The following is a 20,826-nucleotide window of genomic DNA, read 5'->3' on the forward strand; positions in this document are numbered from 1 at the left end:
GAGGTCGGCGCGGCTGACCGCGCTGGGGTCGCAAGGCCAACCGGCGTGGGCGATCAGATGCCGTGGTCCGCGGCGAAGGCGGTCAGGCGGGCGACGGCGTCCCGTGTCCGGGTCCACGGGCGGACGATCAGGCGGTCCACGCCCATCGCCGCCCACGCGTTCACCTCCCTGGGCGACTCCAGCGAGGAGGCGTGGACGGTGACCGAGAAGGGCCGTCCGTCGCGCAACCGGGCCAGCCGTTCCAGCTGGGGCGCCGCCGACTCCAGCGTGTGGGGCATGCTGATCCAGCCGTCGCACAGCGTGGCGGCCCTGCGCAGCGCCGCCGCCGAGTCGCCGCCGGCGAGGATGGGCAGCGGTTGCTGGACGGGTTTCGGCTCGAAGGCCACCTCAGGGAAGGTGAAGAACCGGCCGTGGTGGGCCACCGACCGCTCCGACCACAGGCGGCGGGTGACGGTGATGGCCTCGTCGAGGCGCGGGCCGCGGGTGGCGAAGTCGATTCCGGCGGCCACCCACTCGCCCTGGTACCAGCCCGCGCCGACCCCGCAGACGGCCCGCCCGCCGGAGACGATGTCGAGGGTGGCGAAGGCGCGGGCGGAGACGAAGGGGTGGCGCAGGGCGAAGAGGTGCACCGCCGTACCGAGCCTGATCCTGGAGGTGAGGCCCGCCAGCCAGCACAGGTAGGCGGGCGCGTCGAACAGCGGCGTGTGCGGGGTGATGCCGGGCGAGGACGTGCCCGGGTAGCGGGCCAGTGACAGGTCGGTGGCGAACACCAGGTGTTCGGGTATCCACAGCGACTCGAAGCCGAGCTCGTCGGCGGCGACGGCGACGTCCTTCCACGCGGCGGGGTGGAGGAGCCCGAGCGGGACGCCGAACCTCACGCGCCGAACACCGCCTCGGTGACCCTGGCCCGGTGGGCGGCGGTGGTGCCGTAGGCGGCGGTGAGCGACCAGGTCCTGGCCAGCCAGAAGCGCAGGTCGAGCTCGTCGGTGTAGCCGATGGCGCCGTGCACCTGGAGCGCGGCGCGGGCGGCGAGCGCGGCGGCCTCTCCGGCGGCGACCTTGGCGGCGCTCACGTCCCGATCGACGTTCTGCCGGGAACCGGCGCGGTCCACCGACAGGGCGGCCCGGTGGACCAGGGGCGCGGCGAACTCCACCGCGATCGCCACGTCCGCGAGCTGGTGCTTGACCGCCTGGAACGCCCCGATCGGCTGTCCGAACTGGGTGCGGGTCTTCGCGTACTCGACCGACCTGGCCAGCAGTTCCCTGGCCACCCCGACGAGCTGCGCGGACACGCCGACCGTGACCCGCCGCAGGAGCGGCCCCGTCGCGCCGGGCCCGGCGGCCACGGCGAGCGGGGCTTCCCGGACGGGGTCCGCGGTGAGCGGCGCCTGCCCCGGGCCGACAGCGGCCGACCGTTCCCCGACGGGGTCCGCCATGGGCGGCACCCGCCCCGGGCCGACCGTGGCCGGCCGTTCCTGGACGGGGTCCACCGTGCGCTCCCGGTCGACGGCGAACGGCACCCGCCCCGGGTCCACGGCGGCCAGCGGCTCCAGGACGCAGTCCGCCGGCGCGCCGCCCGTGGCGTCCAGCACCACGTCGGCCAGGTCGGCGTCCAGCGCCACCCCGTCCACCAGGAGGGCGATCCGCCCCGCCCCCGGCGCGTACGGCGCGGCGGCCAGCGTCTCGACGACCGGCCCCGGCATGGCCGCCCGCCCCGTCTCCTCCACGGCGGGGATGACGTCGATGAGCGCGAGGCCGAGCCCGCCCGCCTCCTCGTCCACCAGCGCGGTGAAGAAGCCCAGCTCGGCCAGCTGTTTCCAGCCCGATCCGCGGTCGGAGGGGTGGCAGTGGTCGCGCAGCGCCTGCCGTACGGCGGCGCCGAGGGAGAGCTGCTCCTCGGTGAAGGTGAAGTTCATCGGGGCAGCCCCAGGACGCGTTCGGCGATGATGTTGCGCTGGATCTCGTTGGTGCCCGCGTAGATCGGGCCCGCGAGGGAGAACAGGTACGCGTCGAACCACGGCGTGGATGCCGCGCGCGGCCCGAGGAGTTCCATGGCGAGGGTGTGCATGCGCACGTCCAGCTCGGACCAGAAGACCTTGCCGAGGCTGGTGGTCGCGCCGAGCTCGCCCATGACGGCCGCGAAGGTGTGCAGCCGGTAGGCCTCGGCGTCGATCAGGCATCGGGCCGCCCGCTCGCGCGGCACGGGTCCGGCGTCCCTGGCGAGGGAGACGAGCCGGTTCGCGGTGGCGAGGAAGCGTCCGGGGCTGCGCAGGGTGAGACCGCGCTCGGACGAGGTGGTGGCCATCGCGATCTTCCAGCCCTGTCCGACCTCGCCCAGCACCATGTCGTCGGGCACGAAGACGCCGTCGAAGAAGAGTTCGGCGAAGCCGTGCGTGCCGTCGAGCTGGGCGATGGGCCGGACGAGCACGTCGTCCAGCGGGAAGAGGAAGTAGGTCAGTCCCTGGTGGCGCGATCCGGAGGTCCTGAACAGGCCGAAGCCGTGGGAGGCGAACGCGGCGCGGGAGCTCCACGTCTTGTGCCCGTACAGGAGCCAGCCGCCGTCGACCTGGACCGCTCGCGAGGCGAGCGCGGCCAGGTCGCTGCCGGCTCCGGGCTCGGACCAGGCCTGGGCCCAGACGTCCTCGGCCCGCGCCATCCTGGGCAGCAGCGTGGCCCGCTGCTCGGGCGTGCCGAAGGCGAACAGGGTGGGCGCGAGCAGGAAGATGCCGTTCTGGCTGACCCTGCCGGGGGCGCCGCAGGCCCAGTACTCCTCTTCGAAGATCAGCCACTCGATCGGGGAGGCGGCCCGCCCGCCGTACTCCTCGGGCCAGGAGACCACTGACAGGCGTGCGCCGGCCAGGGTCGCCTCCCACGCGCGGTGCGCCTCGAACCCTTCGCGCGTGTCCATGGAGGGCAACCGCGCGGGCACGTGAGCGGCCAGCCAGTCGCGTACCTCGGCGCGGAAGTCCTCCTCGGCGGGGGTGAAGTCGAGATCCACTCACCCAACCTAGCGCACGCTTGGTTACTTGAGAAGGTCGGCCACGCGTTCGGCGAGCGGGGTGGCGCTGGCCGGGTTCTGCCCCGTGGCCAGGCGGCCGTCGACCACGACCTGCGGCTGCCAGTCGGGCGCGGGCACGTGCGTCGCACCCTGGGCGACCAGGGCGTCGGCCAGCAGGAACGGCACGACGTGGTCCACCCCCGCGGCCTTCTCCTCGGAGTTGGTGAACCCCGCCACCCGCTTGCCCGACACCAGGGGGGTGCCGTCGGACAGCGTCAGGTTCACCAGGGCGGCGGGACCGTGGCAGACCGCCGCCACCACGCCGCCGTTCTCGTAGACCTCGCGGCCGACGCGGGCGACGTCGGGGTCGTTCGGGAAGTCCCACATGGTGCCGTGGCCGCCGGCGAACAGGACCGCGTCGAAGTCACGGCCGTCGAGGTCGGCCAGCCTGCCCGCGTCGCGCAGCTCGCCGGAGGCGAGGAAGGCGGACTGCGCGGCGTCCTCGGGGTCGTAGCCGTCCTGCGGCGGCTGCCCGCCGAGGACGCTGGCCACCCGCACCTCGAACCCGGCCTCGCGGAAGACGTGCCACGGATGGGCGGCCTCGGAGACGTAGTATCCGGTCTTTCGCACCCCGCCCAGGTCGTCATGACTGGTCAGGGCGATCAGAATGCGCTTGCTCATGCCTCGATGATGCGCGGCGCCCGCCATCGGCCACAAATCGCCGAACCTGCTATCAGGCATCAGAATGCTGATATGTCGCTCTCGCTGGACCTCCTCAGGGCCTTTCTCGCCGTGCACCGGACGGGCTCCATCACGGCCGCCGCGCAGACGCTCGGGCTGTCGCAGCCCGCGGTCACCGCGCAGGTGCGGGCGCTGGAGGCGGCGCTGGACCGGCCGCTGTTCGACAGGCTGCCGCGGGGCGTCACCCCGACCGCCGCCGCCGACGAACTGGCCAGGCGGGTGGCGGGCGCCCTCGACGAGCTCGCCGCGGTCGTGGGGGCGGAGCTGCCCGCGCAGCAGAGCGTGCATCTCGGCGGGCCGGCCGAGTTCGTGTGCGTGGAGGTCGTGCCCGTGCTCGCGCCGCTGGTCGCCGAGGGGCTGGTGCTGCGCACCACGTTTGGGCTGACCGACGACCTGCTGGCCGAGCTGGCGGCGGGCCGGCTCGACCTGGTGGTCTCCACGGTACGGCCGCGCGTGCGGGGCGTGCAGGCCGAGGCGCTCTACGACGAGGAGTTCGTGCTGGTGGCGGCGCCGGGCGTGACGAGGGACGCGCCGATCATCGCCTACGCGGAGGACCTGCCGATCATCAGGCGCTACTGGCGGACGGTCTTCGGCCGGCGGGCCGGCATGACGGCGGGGGCCATCATCCCCGACCTGCGCGGCGTGCTGGCCGCGGTGCGCGCCGGAGCCGGCGTCTCGGTGCTGCCCGCCTACCTGTGCGCCGCCGACCTGGCGGCAGGACGCCTGGTCGCGCTCGCCGCGCCGGAGATCCCGCCGCTCAACACCGGCTACCTCGCGGTGCGCGCGGGCGGGCTGGCCAGGCCCGCGGTGGCGCGGGTGTACCGGCACCTGCTCGGGGAGTTCCGCGGCAGGCTGCTGCCGGAGTCCTAGCCGGTGAAGCGGGCGGCGAGGGCGTCGAGCTCGGCGACCACCTCGGTGGAGACGGCGCGGCGGGGCAGGCGGGAGGCGAGCGCCGTACCGAAGCCGACCATCCTGACGGTGTCGTCGATGAACCCGTCGAGGTCCTCGGGCCACGGGAAGGACGGCTGGCTGATCAGCAGCGACGCGCACCCGTGCGCGGCCGACCACACCCCCAGGGCGAGCGCCTGCGGGTCGCCGCGGAGCACCCCGGCCGCCACGCACGCCGAGACCGCCGTCACCATGTAGCCGAAGCACGCCTCGGCGGCCGAGCCCGAGCCCTGCCGCATCATCAGCACCCGGTACTGCACGGGGTGGTCGAGCGCGAAGCGCACGTAGACCCGCCCGCACCTGCCGAGCGCCATGAACGGGTGGCCGACGTCGCGCGTGGCCTCGCGCATCCGCCGTTCGAGCTCGTTCCAGGCGCGCAGGCAGACCGCCTCGATGAGCGCGTCCTTGTCGGCGAAGTGCAGGTAGACCGACGGGGTCGACACCCCGGTACGGCCCGCGACCGCGCGCAGCGTCAGCGCCGCCTCGCTGCCCGTCTCGACCAGGAGCGCCTCGGCCGCCGCGAGGATCTCCTCGCGCAGCCGTTCGCCGTGACCCGGATTGGCCCGCACCCGTTTCATCCCATCAGGTTGACACCGTCAGGTTGACGCCGTCAATGTGACCATATGACGACATTTGGGGAAGCGACCGCTGTGGTGCCGCGCGCGGACGGTGGTTTCGACGCCACGCTGGACGAGACGTGGAGCGTCGGCGGCAAGGCGCACGGCGGCTACCTGCTGGCCGTCATGGGAAGGGCCGCCGTGGAGAGCGCGGGCCATGACCATCCGCACGTGACCGCGGTGAGCGGCGCGTTCGTCTCGCCCCCTGCCTTCGGACCCGCGCGGGTCGAGGTGGAGACGCTGCGGCAGGGCAAGGCCGTCACCCAGGTGCGCGCCCGCCTGTCGCAGGACGGCGCCCCGCTGGTCGAGGCGCTGATCACGCTCGGCCGCCTCACGGAGGAGGACCCGTGGTGGTCGGACCTGGAGCCGGTGGACCTGCCCGACGAGCAGGAGTGCTGGCTGTCGCCGACCGAGCCGCCCGGAGCGGGGATGCGGGTGCCGCTGATGGAGGTCATCGAGCAGCGGCTCAACCCCGCCCACCTCGCCTTCGCCTTCGGCGAGCCGTCCCGCAGGGGAGTGATCGCGGGCTGGCAGCGTCTGGCCGACGGCTCCGACTGGGACCCGCTGTCGCTGCTGGTCGCCATGGACCCGGTGCCGCCGGTCTCCTTCGACCTCGGCGCGACCGGGTGGGTGCCCACCATCCAGCTGTCGGCCTACATCAGGCGGCTGCCCGCCCCCGGCCCGCTGAGGGTACGGCTGACCGCCTCCGACGTGACCGGCGAGCGGATGGACGAGACCGCGCACGCCTGGGACGCCAAGGGCCGCCTCGTCGCCCAGGCCACGCAGCTCGCCGCCGTCCGCACCCCCGCCCGGCCCTGAACCTGAAGTCCTCATGAGGCCGGCGAGCCGGGACGAAGCCCCAGCCGACCCAGGTGGCGCCGACCCCGGTCTCCACCAGCGCCCGCTCCGGCGGGTCAGCCGTGGATCGCCCGTGTGATCACCACGGCGCAGGTCTCGATGGCCTGCGCCGACTGATCCTCGGCCAGCACCGCGAACTTCATCCGCACCAGCGCCCTGGCCAGCCCGTCCGCGGGCGGCCCCGCGGCGGCCCGACCGGCGCCGCGCTCCCGCTCGATCCGGTCCGCCGCCTGGCCGATGTAGCCCTCGACCACCCGCGCCCTGAACGCCGCGAACTCGGGGTCCTCGCCCAGCAGTTGGACGTCTCCGACGCCTCCGTCACCGCCGAGGTCGGCCTCGGCGGCATCGGGGAGGGCCGGTTCGGTCTGGAGGTGACGCTCAGGGTGGAACTGCCCGACGAGCTCCACGGCGAGAGCGGGCAGCGGCTCGTCGAGGCCACCCACCAGGTCTGCCCCTACTCCAACGCCACCCGCGGCAACATCCCCGTCGAGCTCGTCATCGAGTGACTCCGCGCGCCGGACGGCGCTCAGCCGAGGTAGGCGGCGCGGACCACGGGATCGGCCCGGACCGACGACGGCGAACCCGTCGCGATGACCTTGCCGAGGTCGAGGACGACCAGACGGTCGCAGGTGTCCATGACGAAGCCCATGTCGTGCTCGACCAACAGCACGGTGGTGTCGAGCGCGGCGATGACCGCGCGCAGCCGGGCGGTCTGGTAGGCGTCCAGGCCCGAGGTCGGCTCGTCCAGCAGGAGCACCGAGGGCCGGTCGGCCAGCGCGCGGGCCAGCTCGACCAGCCGCCGCTGTCCCACGGGGAGCGCGGCGGCGTAAGCGTCGCGCAGCGGCAGCAGGCCGCACAGCTCCAGCACCTCGGCGGCCCGCTCGCGCCGGGCCGCCTCCAGTCCGCGCCTGCCGGGCAGGCCCGCCAGGTCGGCGAGCACGCCGCCCCCTCCGCCGCGCCACTCCATGGCGGCCAGGACGTTGTCGGCCACGGTGAGCCGGCCGAAGACCTGCGTGCGCTGGAAGGTACGGCGCAGCCCCGCCCGTGCCCGCCGTACCGCCGGGACGCCGGTCATGTCGGCGCCCGCGACCAGCACCCGCCCCGACTGGGGACGGCGCAGGCCGGAGACGACGTCGAACAGGGTGGTCTTGCCCGCGCCGTTCGGGCCGATCACGCCGCAGACCTGCCCCTCGGGCACGGTGAAGGAGACCTCGGACAGGGCGCGGACCCCGCCGAAGGCCACGCAGACACCCTCGACGGCCAGCGCGGGCTCGGTCATGGTGACACCCCCAGGTAGGCGGCGGTCAGGCGGTCGGCGTCCACGTCGGCGCGAGGGCCCGTCCAGGTGACGTGGCCCAGGCGCATGAAGGCGACCCGGTCGGCGAGCGCCAGCGCCTCGGTGGCCTTCTCCTCCACCAGCAGCAGCGCCACGCCGCGCTCGCGCAGCTCGGCGAACACGGCGAAGACCTGCTCGACGACCAGCGGGGCCAGGCCGAGCGAGGGCTCGTCGGCGATCAGCACGCGGGGCGGCCTGACCAGGGCGGGCGCGAGCGCGAGCAGCTGCTGCTCGCCGCCCGACAGCGCTCCGGCCGGCACGGTACGGCGGGCGGCCAGCTGCGGCATCCGCTCGTAGACCTGGTCGGGCGCCTCCAGCCAGGTCCGCAGGTTCTCCTCGACGGTCAGCCCGGGGAAGACGCCGCGTCCCTCGGGCGCCAGGAACACCCCCGCGCGGGCACGCCGGTGCGCGGGCCGGCCGGTGACGTCGTGACCGTCGAGCAGCACCCGTCCCGTGGTGACCGGCACGTCCCCGGCGGCGACGGCGCAGGTGGTGGACTTGCCCGCGCCGTTCGCGCCGAGCAGGGCGACGACCTCCCCCGGCCTGATCTCCAGGTCGACGCCCCGCAGGACGGTCACGTCGCCGTAGCCCGCGACGACGCCGTCGAGCGCGAGCACCGGGACGGGATCGGGCACCCCTTCCCGCCTGACCTCCTCGCGGGGACGCCCGGAGGGAGCCAGCCGCGCCGCCCCGGAGGCGAGCCAGGACCGCGCCGCGGAGGCACCCCCGGACGACCCGTTGGGCGGTGGCTCGGAGGGTTCCTCGGGCGGCCCGCCGGGCGATGCCGCCAACGCGGCGGTGCCGGCAGTGCTCGCGGTGCCCGTAGTGCTGGCGGTGCCGGCAGTGCTGACCGTGCCGGCGGTGCTAGTGCCGGCGGAGCGGGCGGTGCGGCGGCGGTGGCGGGCCTCGGCGAGCTGGGCGAGGACACCGTCGGGATGCCGGGCGAGGATCATCCCGCCCGTCCCGAACAGGATCGCCCCGACGTGCGCGGAGATCTCCCAGCCGGCCAGCAGCTCGGGGAAGATCGCCGCGATCAGCCCGCCGAGCACCGCGCCGCCGATCCTGCGCACGCCCTGCAGCACCACGACGGCCAGCCACACGAACCCGGCGAACGCCGGCAGGTCCGTCGCCGTGATCGACCCCTTCGACGTCGCGTACAGCACCCCGCCGAGGCCGGCGATCGCCGACGCCAGCGCGAACAGCATGACCTTCGTCCGCGGCCCCGACACCCCGACCGTCGCCGCCGCGGCGGGCGCCGACCTGACGGCCAGGATCGCCCGGCCGGACACCGACCGTTCCAGGTTGCGGACCACCAGCCCGGCCAGCCCGATGAGCGCCAGCAGCAGCACGACCCGCACGCGCGGATCGGTGGTGTCGGCCACGCCGAAGGACAGGGCGGGCAGCGGCCAGCCGATGGTCCCGTTGCTGAAGGCGTCGACCTGGAAGAGCACCTGGTCGGCGAGCAGCGCCAGGGCGAGCGTGGCGAGTGTGAGGATCCTGCCGCCGAGCCGGAGCGCGGGCAGGGCCACCAGCACCCCGACGGCCGTGGCCGCCAGCACCCCGACCAGGATGGCCACGGGCAACGGCCAGCCGGAGGCGAAGGCCCACCCGCAGGTGAGCGCGGCCATCGCGGCGAAGGCCGCCTGCGCGAGGTTCACCATGCCGCCGATGCCCGTCACGACCACGAACGAGCAGAAGATCAGCGCCAGCACCAGCCCCTGCGCCACCACGCCGACGTAGAAGTCGTCCGCGGGCCTGGTGAACGTCCATACCAGCAGCGCCACCAGGCCGGCCAGCCACGGCAGCCGGCGCCGCCAGACGGGCAGGTCGGCCAGGTGGTCGGGCGGCGGCGCGTCCTGGGCGGCGCTGCCGGCCACCCGTTCCCGCGACCTGTTCAGCAGCACGAGCCCCACGAACAGCAGGATCACCGGGACGGCCGTGCGCAGCCCGGTGATCTCGGCCGCGAAGTCCGCGTAGCCGGCGACCAGGTTCTGCACCACGCCCAGCCCGAGGCCCGCGGCGAACGTCCACGGGATCGAGCGCAACCGGCCGAACACCGACGCCGTGGCCGAGGCGAACAGCAGCACGGTGAACGCCCCCGAGTCCAGCCCCACCACCGGCAGGGCCAGCACGCCTGCCAGGCCCGCCAGCCCGGAGCTGAGCGTCCACGCCAGCGCGGAGGTCGCGTCGGCGTCGATCCCGCGCAGCGTGGCCAGGCCGCGCCGGTCGACCGCGGCCCGCATCCGCAGCCCGTACGGCGTGTGCCGCATGAACAGCCACAGCCCCGCCGCCACCAGCGCCGCCACGCAGAAGGTGATGACCTGGTCGGAGTCGAAGCTCATCCCGCCGAGCGAGACCTGCGCCGCCGGATAGGGGCCGACGCCGTGCGGCAGGGCGGTGGCGTCGGCGGGCGGCAGGCCGAGCGGCTCGTCCAGCAGGTCGGCGACGAGCAGCCCGAGCGCGGGCAGCGCGATGGTCAGCCCGATCGTCGCCACGATCTGCGCGGTCTCTCCCGCGTGGGCCAGGCCCCTGAACATCGCCTTGTGCAGGCCGTAGCCGAGCAGCGGGGCGAACCCGGCGACGGCGAGCAGGGCCGCGGCCCATCCAGGCCAGCCCAGACCGACGTTGAGCTCGAAGAAGACCAGCGCGGTCAGGAAGCCGACCGCCCCGTGGGCGAAGTTGAACACGCCGGTGGCGGCGTACGAGAGGGTCAGGCCCGACGCCATCACGGCGAAGACGGCGCCGGTGACCAGCCCGCTCAGGACGTAGGCGAGCATCTACTTGAGCGGGACGTTGTCGAAGCACTTCATGTTCTTGGCCACCTGGTAGGCCCCGGCCTGGAGCCTGACCAGGGCGCCGCAGCCGTTGGGCTCGTCGTGGTCCTTGGGGTAGCGGATCCTGCCGAATCCGGCGTTCTCGTAGCTGAACGAGCCGTTGCCCGTGGCCAGGAACTTCTCGCGGGTGAGGTCCTTGCCGGTCTGTTCGAGCATCTTCAGGAAGATGTCGGCCGACCAGTACCCGATGGCCAGGTGCTGGGTGAGCGCGGTGCCGGGGGCGATCTTCTCCACGTCCTGCCTGAGCTGGGCGATCTCGGGGGCGCTCGATTCGAAGGGCTCGAACATGGGGGCGGCGATCACGCCCTCGAGGGCCTGGGCCGTGGCGGCGTCCTTGAGGATGGCCGCGTCGTAGCTGGTGGCGTCGCTGAGCACGCCCTTGTAGCCGGCCTTCTTCAGCGCGGAGTAGAGGCCGACGTTGAACTTGGTGCCGGCGATGATCGACACCACGATGTCGGGTGGCCCGCCGCCGTCCGAGGTCATGATCTTGTCGACGTAGGGCAGCCAGTCGGCGGGCGGCGCGGCGGCCGGCAACGCCGAGTTGAGCCCGACGAGCTCGAAGCCCGCGGCCTGGAAGGACTGGGAGATGGTCTTGCCGCCGTACTTGCTGCCGCTGGAGTCGGAGGTCTGCACGTAGACGGTCTTGCCCGCGGCGCCGCCGAGCAGGTCGGCCATCTGGTTGCCCCACCAGGTCTGGGAGCCCGCGCCCGGCTTGGGCGCCAGGCAGCCGTTGTATCCGAAGCCGGTCCTGGTGCCGCACCACTGCGGGCCGGTCGCCCAGCCGAACCACGGCACGCCCTGCTGCTCGAGGAAGACCGCGCCGCCGAAGTTGGGGGCGTGGACGGGGACGAGGGCGAACACCTTGTCCTTCTGGACGAGCTTCTTGGCCGCCGCGTCGCCCTTGGCGGCATCCTGGGTGTCGTCCTCGGCGCCGACGAACTCGATCTTCCGGCCGTGGACGCCGCCGGCCGCGTTCGCCCGCTCGAATCTGGCCCTGGCGCCGATCTCGGCGTCCTTGGTGGAGTAGCCGCTGGCGCTGGTCTTGGTGAGCACACCGCCGACCCGCACCGTCGTGTCGGTCACCCCCGGGGTCTGCCCGCCCGGAGCCGCCGCCTTCTGTTGCGCCGCGCATCCCGCGATCGCCATCACCGTTGCCAGCACCACGAGTTCTCGCCGCAACCCAGCCTCCGCTTTTTGGCCTAGCGCTCGCTTGGTTTTGCGTCAGAGTAGGTTCGGGCCGAATAGGTGTCAACGCTTCTCAACCAAGCATGTGCTTGCTACGGTTCGGGCATGCTGATGCGCGCCGCCGTCCTGACCGGATTCCACCGGCCGATGGAGATCCGCGAGGTGGAGATCGCCGATCCCGGCCCTGGCGAGGTGCGCGTCCAGATCAAGGCCTCCGGCGTGTGCGGGTCCGACCTCAAGGCCATCGACGGCAAGAGCCCCGTGGTCCGGCAGCCGCCGTTCATCCTCGGCCACGAGAGCGCGGGCATCGTCGAGAGCGTCGGCGAGGGCGTGACCGCGGTCGCGCCGGGCGACCACGTGATCATCTCCATGAGCGGCCCATGCGGGAAGTGCCGGCAGTGCGGGGCCGGCCGCTTCCACCTGTGCTCGGGCCCCGCCAGGATGACCGCGATCATGGGCGGCGAGCCCAGGGTCACCATGGACGGGCAGGAGACGCGCCGGTTCATCGGCATCGGCGCCTTCGCCGAGTACGCCGTCGTCAGAGAGGCGATGTGCGTGAAGATCGCCCCCGACGCGCCGTTCGACGCCATGTGCCTGCTGGCGTGCGGCGTCATCACCGGGGTCGGCGCCGTCCTGAACGTCGCCCGGGCCGGCCAGGGCTCCAGCGTGCTGGTCGTCGGCTGCGGCGGCGTCGGGCTCAACGTCGTCCAGGGGGCGGTGCTGGCGGGCGCCACCACGATCATCGCCGCCGACGTCGTCGAGCAGAAGCTCAAGCTCGCCGCCCGCTTCGGCGCCACCCACACCCTGCTCGCCGGCGACCTCCCCCAGCAGGTCGGCGAGATCGTGCGCGGCGGCGTCGACCACGCCTTCGACGCCACGGGCGTCGCCGGCGTCCTCGGCCAGGCCTTCGCCGCCACCCAGCCGGGCGGCACCACGGTCATGGTCGGCAGCCCCGCCGCCGACACCCCCCTGACCATCGAGCCCGGCCTGCTGTTCGCCTCCCGCCGCCTCATGGGCACCCAGGGCGGCGACGCGGCCCCCCACCGCGACCTGCCCATGCTGGCCGCGCAGTACCAGCGCGGCCGTCTCGATCTCGACGGCCTGATCACCGAACGCCTCCCCCTGGCCGACATCGACCAGGCGGTCACGCACGTCCGCCAGGGCAGCGTCGCCCGCTCCGTGATCGTCTTCTAGCCCGCCGTCCGCCACGGCGCCGCCCGGCCCTACGATGGTGTGATCATTGGCGACGGCCCCGGGCGGAAGCGGGACGATGACCACACTCGAGCAGGGACGCGACACCCGCACCAGGATCCTGGCCGCCGCCCGCACACTGTTCGCCGAGCGCGGCTACGCCGCCACGTCGCTGGCCGACATCGCCGCCGCGGTCGGGCTGACCAAGACGGCCGTCGCCTACCACTTCCACCCCAAGGACACGCTGGCCGCCGAGCTGATCGCGCCCTGCGCCGACGACATGCTCGACCTGCTGGGCACCGACTTCGCCGACCGGCGCGCGCTCGTGACGGCGCTGGCGGCCTTCACCGTACGGCACCGCGCGGTGATCAGGCTGGTCATGGAGGACCTGGGCGGCGCCGACGACGCGCCCGCCGGATCGCCGGGCGAGGCCATCAGGACCTTCCGCGACGAGATCTTCACCAAGCTCGTCGGCCCCGAACCGACGCGGGAGACGCGGGTACGCGGGTGGGCGGTGCTCGGCGCGCTCCAGTGGGGCGTCGTGCAGACGATGGACCTGCCCGAGGAGAGCGTGCTGCCCGTGCTCACCGCGGCCGCCCTCGCCATCTGAGGAGGGGGCGGCCGGACGGTCGTCAGTCCGCGGGCGATCCAGCGCCGGAGGTCGGCGCGGGAGTCGGCTCGGGGTCGGTGCCCGCGGGCGGATCGACGTCGGGTGGCGTGCTCGGCTCGCCAGGGTCGGGGAACGACTGACCCGCCACGCCGACCGTGATCACGATCGGCTGTCCCGGCGCGGCGCACGTGCCGGGCGACACGCTCTGCCCGAGCACCGAGTCCACCTGGCCGATCTCGCCGACGATCTGGGGCCGCTGCCGTACCGTGAGGCCCGCGTCTCCCAGCACGGCCCGGGCCTCACGCCTGGACAGCCCCACCACCTGCGGCACCCGCACGCCGTGCCGGGCCACCGTCAGCGCGACCGCACGGCCCGCCGTCACGCGCGCGCCCGCCGCCGGCCTGCTGCTGATCACCTGGTCGTCGGGCAGGTCGGAGCAGCTCGTGCCGATCCTGCCCACCTTCAGTCCCGCCGTCTTCAGCGCCGCCTCGGCGGCCTCGCGCGACATCCCCGTCAGCGCGGGCACCTCGACGCCGCCCGCCGACACCTTCAGGTCGACCCTGGTGCCCCTGGCCACCCTCGCTCCCGGTCCAGGCGTGCTCCCCAGCACCTCGCCCGACGGCCGTGAGGATTCGCTCGAACGCACCGACCCCACGACGAGCCCCGCGCCCTCGATCGCCCTGATCGCCGCGGAACGGTCCAGTCCCACGACGCCCGGCACCGCGTACAGGACCGGCTGAGCGGGCACCGTGAGCGGCGGACGCTCGACCGTCGCGGGGCTGTCGCTGATCCCGCCCGAGCCCTGCTGGACCGTCGCCGGGGTGGGCGTCCCGGTCACGACCGCGGACCTGGGCGCGGCGGCGGCCGGTGTCCTGGCGCTCTGCAGGGCCGGCACCAGGACGGCGACCAGCACCGCGGCGCTGATCAGCAGCGCGGAGGAGACCGCCAGCGAGACGCGGTTGACGGCAGGCCCCGCCCAGCGGCCCGGATGGGTGGCCTCCGGTGTCCAGCCCGCGGGACCCGGCCACGAGGGATGGCCTTCCCCCACATCGCCCACCGAATGCGCCCGCCGGGGGCCCGCCGGATCCGCCGGATCCCCCGACGTCCAACGGCCCGCCGGATCCGCCGAATCCCCCGCTGTCCGGGGGCCCGCGGGATCCCCCGCCGGCCAGGGGTTCGAGGGATCCGCCGTCGGCCGGGGGCCCGCCGGACGCCTGGCGGGCGCCGCGCCCGAGCCGGAGGCCCGGACCGCTTCCCTCAGCCTGGCGCCCGCGACCGGCTCGGCGCCGCGCTGCGCCGGGATCTCCGGCAGCAGGTAGCCGCCCGAGGCCCCGGTCGCCTCCGGCTCGGCCAGCGGGTCCGGATCCACGCGCAGGATGTGCGGCGCGGGCGAGCGCAGCACCTCCGCCGGCACGCCCCCACCCGCGCCCAGCAGCGCCAGCAGCAGTTCCCCGCTGGCCGGCCGGTTGCGCGGGTCCTTGTCCAGGCAGCAGGCGACCAGGCCGCGCAGCCGCCCGTCGAGCCGCCCCAGCTCGGGCTGCGCGGTCAGGATGCGGTGCAGCACCGGCGCCACCGAGTCCTGTCCGAACGGCGCGGCGGCGTTGGCCGCGAAGCACATCGTCGCGCCCCACGCGAAGACGTCCACCGCCCCGGTGATCGCCGAGGCGGTGATCTGCTCGGGCGCCATGTAGGCGGGCGTGCCCACGCCCCTGCCGCTCACGGTCGCCGCCGCGTCCAGCACCTTGGCCAGGCCGAAGTCGATCACGCGGGGGCCGTCGGAACCGAGCAGCACGTTCTGCGGTTTGAAGTCACGGTGCACGATGCCGGCGCGGTGGATGGCGGCCAGCGCGGTGGCGGTGCCGACCGCGAGCCGTTCGAGGGCGCCGCCGCCGCGCGGGCCCTCGAGTGCCACGTCCCTGGCCAGCGAGGGTCCTTCGACGTACTCGCTGACGATGTACGGCCTGCCGTCGTCCAGCCCGGCGTCCACCACCTGCGCCGTGCAGAACCGCGCGACCTGCTTGGCCAGTTCGACCTCGCGCAGGAAAGCCGCCGGCTCCTCGCCCACGGGTCCGTGCAGCAACTTGATCGCGAAAGAGTTCGCGCCTAACTCGCCGAGGTAGACGATCCCCTGACCGCCCTCCCCCAGCCGCCCGGACAGTTCGTAGTCGCCCAGTCGCTGAGGGTCCCCCGCCCGGAGCGGTTTCGGCACGGGCGCCTCCCCTCGCCGCCCACCGGTTACCTCTCTACTGAAGTCGAGGGATCGCGGCGCGTCAACGGACCGTGACGCCGTTGTGATGTCCTATTTCTGGATACTTCCCGTGTAGCGAGGGGTGTCCTCGCCCGCTCTGATCACCTGAAACGTGTACCCGCGCGTGTCCTCCGCGGCGAACACCACCCGGCCGGGATGGCATCCCTCACCCCTGACCTGCGACAGGTCGTAGGTGGCCGGGTCGACTCTGGTCAGGACGCCGTCACAGTGGAGGCTCTGGCCCCACCGCATGGTGCCCCCGGCCGCGTCGCCCCGCAGGCTCAGCCGTATCGGGAAGGTGACCTTCGAGCTAGGGTGATGGGCCGCGCCGGACCACTCGCCGGCGAGCGGCGGCGGATCGCCGCGCCACGGGCTCGCCAGCGCGAGCGCGCCCGCCGCCAGCGCCAGCGCGCCGGCCACCGCCGCCGCGATCCACCACCACCGCCACGGCCACCGCCCGGCACGGCTCAGCCGTGTCGGGTGCTCCGCGGCCACGAGCGTGCCCTCGTCGGTGCGGCTCGCGGCTGCGCGCTCGGCCACCGAGACCGGTGGGCGCCCCGGCGCCGCCGCCCCATGGACCGAGCGGGGCGCGGGCGGAGAGGCCACGGGCGGAACGGCGCCGGGCAGAGTGGCGGTGGACGAGGCGCCGGCGGACAGGGTGGCGGCGGGCGGGGCGGCGAGCCCGCCGAGCAGGACGGCCAACGCCTCCTCCGCTGTGGGCCGCTCCTGCGGCGCCCTGGCCAGGCACGCCACCACCAGCTCCCGCAGCGTTCCCGACAACTGCCCGAGGTCCGGCGTGCCGTACAGGATCCTGCCGAGCACCGCGGGATAGGAGTCGGCGGCGAACGCGGCCCGCCCGCTGGAGGCGAACGACATGGTCAGCCCCCACGCGAACAGGTCCACCGGCGTGCCCGCGGGCTCCCCGCTGATCTGCTCGGGGGCCAGGTAGGCGGGCGTGCCGACCGGTTGGGCACCGACGGTGCTGGTGGAGTCGATCAGCCGCGCGATCCCGAAGTCGATCACCCGTGGCCCCTCCGGGCCGAGCAGCACGTTCTGCGGCTTGAAGTCGCGGTGGACCACGCCCGCACGGTGGATCGCCGCCAGCGCGGTCATCGTGCCCACCGCGAGCCGGTCGAGGGCGCCGCCCGTGCGCGGCCCCTCCCGTGTGACGAGCACGTGCAGCGACTCGCCTTCGACCAGCTCGCTGACGACGTACGGCCTGCCGTCCGTCACCCCCGCGTCGAGCACCTGCGCCGTGCAGAACGGGGCCACCCTGCGGATGCTCTCGAGCTCCGCCCGCAGCCGCCGCTCGGTGCGCAGGCCCTGCGCGTCGTCGGAGCGGGCGTGCAGCCACTTGACCGCCACGCGCTTCCCGCCGGGCGACAGCGCCTCGTAGACCACGCCCTGGCCGCCCTGGCCGAGCCGGGCGAGGACGCGGTATCCCTGAAGGTCCTGCGGATCGCCCGGTTGGAGGGGGCTCGACGGCATGCCGACAACTATAGGAAGGCGGCGTACCGGTCGAGAACCGGCAGCACCTCGTCGGCCGTCCCGCTGGGCAGCGACAGCACGGTCTCCTCGATGCCGAGCGCGGCGTAGTAGTCGAGCTTGCCGCGGGTGGGCAGGGTGCCGAACGGGATCACCTTCGCCGTCGCCGACGCCTCCCGCAACGCGGGCAGCGCCGCCTTGATGCCCTTGCCGCCGATCGGCATCCAGCCGTCGGCGTACTCGGCGACGTGCGCGAACAGGGTGGGTCCCGCGGCTCCGCCCACGTAGACCGGCGGCCCCGAGACCGGCTTGGGCCACGACCACGACGGCTCGACACCGTCGAAGGCCGCCACCTCCCGGCTCCACAGGGCCTTCATCGCCAGCACGTGGCGCCTGGCCACCTGCCGCCGCTCCCGGTACGGCACGCCGTGGTTCTCGATCTCCTCCACGTTCCAGCCGAAGCCGACGCCGATCACCACGCGCCCGCCCGACAGGTGGTCCAGCGTGGCGATCGCCTTGGCGGTGACGATGGGCTCGCGCTGGGCGGCCAGCAGGATGCCGGTGCCGAGCGTGATCGTCGAGGTCACGGCCGCCGCCGACGCCAGGGCGACCAGGGGGTCGAGCGTGCGTCGGTACTCCTCGGCGAGCTGCGGCGTACCCGTGGGCGGCGGGGTGCGGCGGGACACCGGGATGTGGGTGTGCTCGGGCAGGTAGAGGGAGGAGAAGCCGCGTTCCTCAGCCGCCCTGGCCAGGTCGGCGACGGGCATCGCCAGGTCGGTGCTGAACATCGTGACGCCAAGCCGCATGACCGCTCCTTAACCAAGCGATTGCTCGGGACCGGTTCTTAGAGTAGCTTGCCGCTCATGGGATTCGCTGCGGTCGCGGGCGTGCGGCTGTTCTACACCGACGACGGCTCAGGCGACACGACGCTGCTGCTCGTCCACGGCTGGGGCGCCGACTCCCATCAGTGGGCGCGACACATCCCCACCCTCGCCGGCAGGCACCGGGTCATCGCGGTTGACCTGCGCGGGCACGGCTACTCCTCGGCGGAGGACAAGGGCAACAACCCCGTCCGCATGAGCGAGGACCTCGTCGACCTGCTCGACCTGCTCGACGTCGAGCGGTGCGTGATCGTCGGCCACTCCATGGGCGCGGTGATCGCCTCCCGCCTGGCCGTCGAGCACCCCGCGCGCGTCACCGCCGTCATCGGCGTGGACCCCGGCTACGGACGTCCCGACGAGGTCGTGGCCATGGCGGTCGCGATGCGGGAGGCCCCGGCCGTCCAGATCGACCAGTGGTGCTACACCCCCGCCTCCCCCGGCTGGCTGCGCGAGTGGCACCGGCGGCGGCTGCTGGCGACACCGCCGCACGTGCTGGCCGAGGCGTACGACGGGCTGTGGTCGGGAGAGGAGGCGATCGGCTCGCGCGGCGCGGCCGAGCCGTACCTGTCTCGCCGGACCTGCCCCGTGCTCACGTTCTGGACCGACCCCGCGCAGGCGGCGTGGGAGACGGGCCTGTTCACCCACCCCGCCTCGCGCACGGTCTGCTGGCAGGGCAGCGGACACCGGCTGCACGAGGAGCGGCCCGCCGAGTTCTTGCTCGTGGTCAACCAATGGCTGAAGGAGATCTCCCGGTGAAGTTCGCCATCTTTCTGAACCCCCAGATCCCCGGCTCGGGGTACGCGGCCGAGGAGAACGCGCGGGCCAAGCGGCCGATCGGACGGGACACCGAGTCGTACCAGAGGCTGCTGCACGAGGTGCGGGAGATCGCGGTGCACGCCGACCGGATCGGCTTCGACGCGCTCATGATGACCGAGCACCACTTCCACTCGGAAGGGATGGAGTTCTCGGTCAACCCGCTGATGTTCCTGACCGACCTGGCCGCGCGAACCGAGCGCATCCTGCTGGCGCCGCTCGGACTCGTGCTGCCCGCCTGGGATCCGATCAGGGCGGCGGAGGACGTGGCACTGCTCGACCAGTTCTCCAAGGGACGGCTGCGGCTGGGCGTGGCGCGCGGCTACCAGAACCGGTGGATGAACGTCCTGGGCCAGCGCTGGCACGCGGCGGCGGCCAGGTCGGACGGCTCGTCGAGCGACAACCGCAACTTCGACGTCTTCGGCGAGATCCTCAAGATCATGAAGATGGCCTGGACGCAGGAGACCCTCCGCTACAAGTCCGACGTCCTCGACTACCAGGTGCCGTATCCCTTCGAGGGGATCGAGGGGTGGCCCGCCACCGAGTGGACGCGGACCTTCGGCGCGCCCGGCGAGCTCGACGACGACGACCGGGTCCAGGCGGTCAGCGTCTGCCCCCGGCCGTACCAGAACCCGCACCCCGAGCTGTGGCAGCCGTTCACTATCTCCGACCGCTCGGTCATCAGGGCGGCGCAGGAGGACATCCTGCCGTGGATGTTCACCCCCAACCCCGACGACCACGCCGCGAAGGCCAAGCTCTACCAGGAGGAGTCGGCCAAGCAGGGCCGTCACTACAAGCTGGGCGAGCACACCGGCATCCTCAAGATCGTCGGGATCGCGGACACCACCGAGGAGGCGATCAACACCTACGGCAGGAACATCCCCAAGGACTTCGCCGCCTTCTTCGGACCGTTCGGCTACCTCGAGGTGCTGCGCAAGAAGGAGGACGACAAGCACCGGCCGATCTCGCCGGAGAAGGGCGACGTGCGGCGGATGAACGACGTCGAGATGGCGCTGTTCGGCTCACCCGACGACGTCAAGCGCGGCATCCAGCGCATGCTCGACCGCATGCCCGACCTGGAGTGGTTCGGCCTGTACATGCAGGGCCAGCAGGGCGTGCTCCCACTCGACACGGTCAAGCGCAACCTCGAACTGTTCGCCACCAAGGTCATTCCGGAGTTTCAGTGAAGTTCTGGCTCGGCGCCTCCTTCTGCGACACCTCCGAGTTCCTCGACCTGGCGGTGGCCGCCGAACGCTGCGGGTTCGACACCTTCACGCTGTCGGACCACCTGTTCTTCGCCGACTTCAGCACGCCGTACCCCTACGGCAGGATGCGCTGGACGGCAGAGACGCACTGGCCGGACGTGTGGGTGACGATCGGCGCGATGGCGGCGGTGACCACGCGGCTGCGCTTCTCGCCCAACGTCTACATCGCGCCGGCGCGCGACCTGATCACCGTGGCCAAGCAGGTGTCGACGGCCGCCGTCCTGTCCGGCGACCGGGTGAGCTTCGGGGTGGGCGTCGGCTGGTGCAAGGAGGAGTTCGTCGCCACCGGACAGGACTTCCACACGCGCGGGCGCAGGCTGGACGAGATGATCCCCCGCCTGCGGGAGCTGTGGTCGGGCGAGCAGGTGGACCTGCCGGGGTTGCCGCCGCTGTCGATGTCGCCCGTGCCCGCCGCGCCCGTCCCGATCTACGTCGGCGGCGACAGCGAGGCGGCGCTGCGCAGGGCGGCCAGGGTCGGTGACGGCTGGATCGGCAACCGGATCTACACCGAGGAGCAGATCGACGCCGTCCTCGCCGACCTGCGCCGCTACCTGAAGGAGTACGGCAGGCAGGAGGACGCGCTCGAGATCATCGCCCCGCTGGCGGTGCTCCCGGAGGCGGCCACCTACCGGCGCTTCGCCGACAAGGGCATCACCGGCACGATGGCCGCGCCGTGGTGGCTGTCGCCCGAAGAGCCCAAGGTCGACACGATGGAGCGCTTCGCCGAGGAGGTCATCGCCAGGATGTGAGACGTGCCGGGGGCCCGGTCGGCGGCGGGCGTCCCGGGGGCGTGGTCGGGCGGGCGGCGCGGGGCCGA

At 73.5% G+C, this 20,826-nt stretch carries 20 protein-coding genes; 8 read left to right on the plus strand and 12 right to left on the minus strand.

Going from position 1 to position 20,826, the window contains the following annotated elements:
- Window positions 1-53 precede the first annotated feature (53 nt).
- Genes ACWEVS_RS27475 through ACWEVS_RS27490 form a run of 4 tightly spaced genes read right to left on the minus strand, consistent with a single transcriptional unit; the run spans window position 54 to window position 3,678 of the window.
- Complete coding sequence (locus tag ACWEVS_RS27475) at window positions 54-878, minus strand: TIGR03619 family F420-dependent LLM class oxidoreductase (protein ID WP_452553963.1); 825 nt, start codon at window positions 876-878, stop codon at window positions 54-56.
- Window positions 875-1,915: an acyl-CoA dehydrogenase family protein gene (locus tag ACWEVS_RS27480; RefSeq protein ID WP_452553964.1), complete on the minus strand. Its 1,041-nt coding sequence runs from the start codon at window positions 1,913-1,915 to the stop codon at window positions 875-877. Before ACWEVS_RS27480 ends, ACWEVS_RS27475 begins: the two co-directional genes overlap by 4 nt.
- On the minus strand, window positions 1,912-2,997 hold the full coding sequence (locus ACWEVS_RS27485; protein ID WP_354917980.1) for an acyl-CoA dehydrogenase family protein: 1,086 nt from the start codon (window positions 2,995-2,997) through the stop codon (window positions 1,912-1,914). The genes ACWEVS_RS27480 and ACWEVS_RS27485 overlap by 4 nt, the downstream gene beginning before the upstream one ends.
- Window positions 2,998-3,021: 24 nt before the next feature.
- Window positions 3,022-3,678, minus strand: a complete 657-nt coding sequence (locus ACWEVS_RS27490; RefSeq protein ID WP_354917977.1) for a type 1 glutamine amidotransferase domain-containing protein — start codon at window positions 3,676-3,678, stop codon at window positions 3,022-3,024.
- Window positions 3,679-3,750: 72 nt separating this feature from the next.
- Between ACWEVS_RS27490 and ACWEVS_RS27495 the strand changes: the two genes are divergently transcribed.
- Entirely contained in the window at window positions 3,751-4,608 is an 858-nt protein-coding gene (locus ACWEVS_RS27495) for a LysR family transcriptional regulator (protein ID WP_452553965.1), read from the plus strand.
- Here ACWEVS_RS27495 and ACWEVS_RS27500 read toward each other — a convergent pair.
- A complete protein-coding gene (locus ACWEVS_RS27500) occupies window positions 4,605-5,264 on the minus strand; it encodes a TetR/AcrR family transcriptional regulator (protein ID WP_452553966.1) in 660 nt (219 codons plus the stop codon). The genes ACWEVS_RS27495 and ACWEVS_RS27500 overlap by 4 nt on opposite strands.
- 45 nt (window positions 5,265-5,309) lie before the next feature.
- On the opposite strand from ACWEVS_RS27500, the gene ACWEVS_RS27505 reads away from it, so the two are divergent.
- Window positions 5,310-6,122: a thioesterase family protein gene (locus ACWEVS_RS27505; RefSeq protein WP_354917969.1), complete on the plus strand. Its 813-nt coding sequence runs from the start codon at window positions 5,310-5,312 to the stop codon at window positions 6,120-6,122.
- Between the two features lie 95 nt (window positions 6,123-6,217).
- Here the strand turns inward: ACWEVS_RS27505 and ACWEVS_RS27510 are convergent, their stop codons facing one another.
- On the minus strand, window positions 6,218-6,568 hold the full coding sequence (locus ACWEVS_RS27510; RefSeq protein ID WP_449929182.1) for a hypothetical protein: 351 nt from the start codon (window positions 6,566-6,568) through the stop codon (window positions 6,218-6,220).
- Here ACWEVS_RS27510 and ACWEVS_RS27515 point away from each other — a divergent pair.
- The gene (locus ACWEVS_RS27515; protein WP_449929180.1) at window positions 6,545-6,667 is read left to right on the plus strand and encodes a hypothetical protein; all 123 of its coding nucleotides are present in this window, start codon (window positions 6,545-6,547) and stop codon (window positions 6,665-6,667) included. The genes ACWEVS_RS27510 and ACWEVS_RS27515 overlap by 24 nt on opposite strands.
- A 20-nt stretch (window positions 6,668-6,687) precedes the next feature.
- On the opposite strand, the gene ACWEVS_RS27520 is transcribed toward ACWEVS_RS27515, so the two are convergent.
- From ACWEVS_RS27520 to ACWEVS_RS27530, 3 genes are read right to left on the minus strand one after another with little or no spacing between them, the layout of a single operon-like run.
- Window positions 6,688-7,440 carry an ABC transporter ATP-binding protein gene (locus tag ACWEVS_RS27520; protein WP_452553967.1) on the minus strand — a complete coding sequence of 251 codons (753 nt, stop codon included), beginning with the start codon at window positions 7,438-7,440 and terminating at the stop codon, window positions 6,688-6,690.
- Window positions 7,437-10,274 (minus strand): ABC transporter permease subunit, encoded by a 2,838-nt coding sequence (locus tag ACWEVS_RS27525; RefSeq protein WP_452553968.1) that lies wholly within the window; start codon window positions 10,272-10,274, stop codon window positions 7,437-7,439. Before ACWEVS_RS27525 ends, ACWEVS_RS27520 begins: the two co-directional genes overlap by 4 nt.
- On the minus strand, window positions 10,275-11,510 hold the full coding sequence (locus tag ACWEVS_RS27530) for an ABC transporter substrate-binding protein (RefSeq protein WP_354917960.1): 1,236 nt from the start codon (window positions 11,508-11,510) through the stop codon (window positions 10,275-10,277).
- Between the two features lie 111 nt (window positions 11,511-11,621).
- On the opposite strand from ACWEVS_RS27530, the gene ACWEVS_RS27535 reads away from it, so the two are divergent.
- Entirely contained in the window at window positions 11,622-12,710 is a 1,089-nt protein-coding gene (locus ACWEVS_RS27535; RefSeq protein ID WP_452553969.1) for an alcohol dehydrogenase catalytic domain-containing protein, read from the plus strand.
- Window positions 12,711-12,786: 76 nt separating this feature from the next.
- A complete protein-coding gene (locus ACWEVS_RS27540) occupies window positions 12,787-13,317 on the plus strand; it encodes a TetR/AcrR family transcriptional regulator (protein ID WP_354917955.1) in 531 nt (176 codons plus the stop codon).
- A 22-nt stretch (window positions 13,318-13,339) separates the two neighbouring features.
- Here the strand turns inward: ACWEVS_RS27540 and ACWEVS_RS27545 are convergent, their stop codons facing one another.
- The 3 genes from ACWEVS_RS27545 to ACWEVS_RS27555 all read right to left on the minus strand — a co-directional run bounded on the left by ACWEVS_RS27545 (window position 13,340) and on the right by ACWEVS_RS27555 (window position 17,856).
- On the minus strand, window positions 13,340-15,526 hold the full coding sequence (locus ACWEVS_RS27545; RefSeq protein ID WP_452553970.1) for a PASTA domain-containing protein: 2,187 nt from the start codon (window positions 15,524-15,526) through the stop codon (window positions 13,340-13,342).
- 90 nt (window positions 15,527-15,616) lie between these two features.
- Window positions 15,617-17,053, minus strand: coding sequence for a serine/threonine-protein kinase (locus ACWEVS_RS27550; protein ID WP_452553971.1), 1,437 nt, complete (start codon window positions 17,051-17,053; stop codon window positions 15,617-15,619).
- Between the two features lie 8 nt (window positions 17,054-17,061).
- On the minus strand, window positions 17,062-17,856 hold the full coding sequence (locus tag ACWEVS_RS27555) for a TIGR03619 family F420-dependent LLM class oxidoreductase (protein ID WP_354917946.1): 795 nt from the start codon (window positions 17,854-17,856) through the stop codon (window positions 17,062-17,064).
- A gap of 57 nt (window positions 17,857-17,913) precedes the next feature.
- Here ACWEVS_RS27555 and ACWEVS_RS27560 point away from each other — a divergent pair, with 57 nt between their 5' ends.
- Genes ACWEVS_RS27560 through ACWEVS_RS27570 form a run of 3 tightly spaced genes read left to right on the plus strand, consistent with a single transcriptional unit; the run spans window position 17,914 to window position 20,758 of the window.
- Window positions 17,914-18,687: an alpha/beta fold hydrolase gene (locus tag ACWEVS_RS27560; RefSeq protein ID WP_449929170.1), complete on the plus strand. Its 774-nt coding sequence runs from the start codon at window positions 17,914-17,916 to the stop codon at window positions 18,685-18,687.
- Window positions 18,684-19,931 (plus strand): LLM class flavin-dependent oxidoreductase, encoded by a 1,248-nt coding sequence (locus ACWEVS_RS27565; RefSeq protein ID WP_449929169.1) that lies wholly within the window; start codon window positions 18,684-18,686, stop codon window positions 19,929-19,931. The genes ACWEVS_RS27560 and ACWEVS_RS27565 overlap by 4 nt, the downstream gene beginning before the upstream one ends.
- Window positions 19,928-20,758, plus strand: a complete 831-nt coding sequence (locus ACWEVS_RS27570; RefSeq protein WP_354917937.1) for a TIGR03619 family F420-dependent LLM class oxidoreductase — start codon at window positions 19,928-19,930, stop codon at window positions 20,756-20,758. The genes ACWEVS_RS27565 and ACWEVS_RS27570 overlap by 4 nt, the downstream gene beginning before the upstream one ends.
- Window positions 20,759-20,826 lie beyond the last annotated feature (68 nt).

The sequence above is a fragment of the Nonomuraea sp. NPDC003754 genome (assembly GCF_053605785.1).

What these genes read in the sequence shown, in the direction of transcription:
- ACWEVS_RS27500 (WP_452553966.1), bottom strand. Translation starts at nt 5,264, where the DNA reads ATGAAACGGGTGCGGGCCAATCCGGGTCACGGCGAACGGCTGCGCGAG.
- ACWEVS_RS27525 (WP_452553968.1), bottom strand. Translation starts at nt 10,274, where the DNA reads ATGCTCGCCTACGTCCTGAGCGGGCTGGTCACCGGCGCCGTCTTCGCC.
- ACWEVS_RS27560 (WP_449929170.1), top strand. Translation starts at nt 17,914, where the DNA reads ATGGGATTCGCTGCGGTCGCGGGCGTGCGGCTGTTCTACACCGACGAC.
- ACWEVS_RS27495 (WP_452553965.1), top strand. Translation starts at nt 3,751, where the DNA reads ATGTCGCTCTCGCTGGACCTCCTCAGGGCCTTTCTCGCCGTGCACCGG.
- ACWEVS_RS27505 (WP_354917969.1), top strand. Translation starts at nt 5,310, where the DNA reads ATGACGACATTTGGGGAAGCGACCGCTGTGGTGCCGCGCGCGGACGGT.
- ACWEVS_RS27535 (WP_452553969.1), top strand. Translation starts at nt 11,622, where the DNA reads ATGCTGATGCGCGCCGCCGTCCTGACCGGATTCCACCGGCCGATGGAG.
- ACWEVS_RS27555 (WP_354917946.1), bottom strand. Translation starts at nt 17,856, where the DNA reads ATGCGGCTTGGCGTCACGATGTTCAGCACCGACCTGGCGATGCCCGTC.
- ACWEVS_RS27550 (WP_452553971.1), bottom strand. Translation starts at nt 17,053, where the DNA reads ATGCCGTCGAGCCCCCTCCAACCGGGCGATCCGCAGGACCTTCAGGGA.
- ACWEVS_RS27480 (WP_452553964.1), bottom strand. Translation starts at nt 1,915, where the DNA reads ATGAACTTCACCTTCACCGAGGAGCAGCTCTCCCTCGGCGCCGCCGTA.
- ACWEVS_RS27490 (WP_354917977.1), bottom strand. Translation starts at nt 3,678, where the DNA reads ATGAGCAAGCGCATTCTGATCGCCCTGACCAGTCATGACGACCTGGGC.
- ACWEVS_RS27520 (WP_452553967.1), bottom strand. Translation starts at nt 7,440, where the DNA reads ATGACCGAGCCCGCGCTGGCCGTCGAGGGTGTCTGCGTGGCCTTCGGC.
- ACWEVS_RS27540 (WP_354917955.1), top strand. Translation starts at nt 12,787, where the DNA reads ATGACCACACTCGAGCAGGGACGCGACACCCGCACCAGGATCCTGGCC.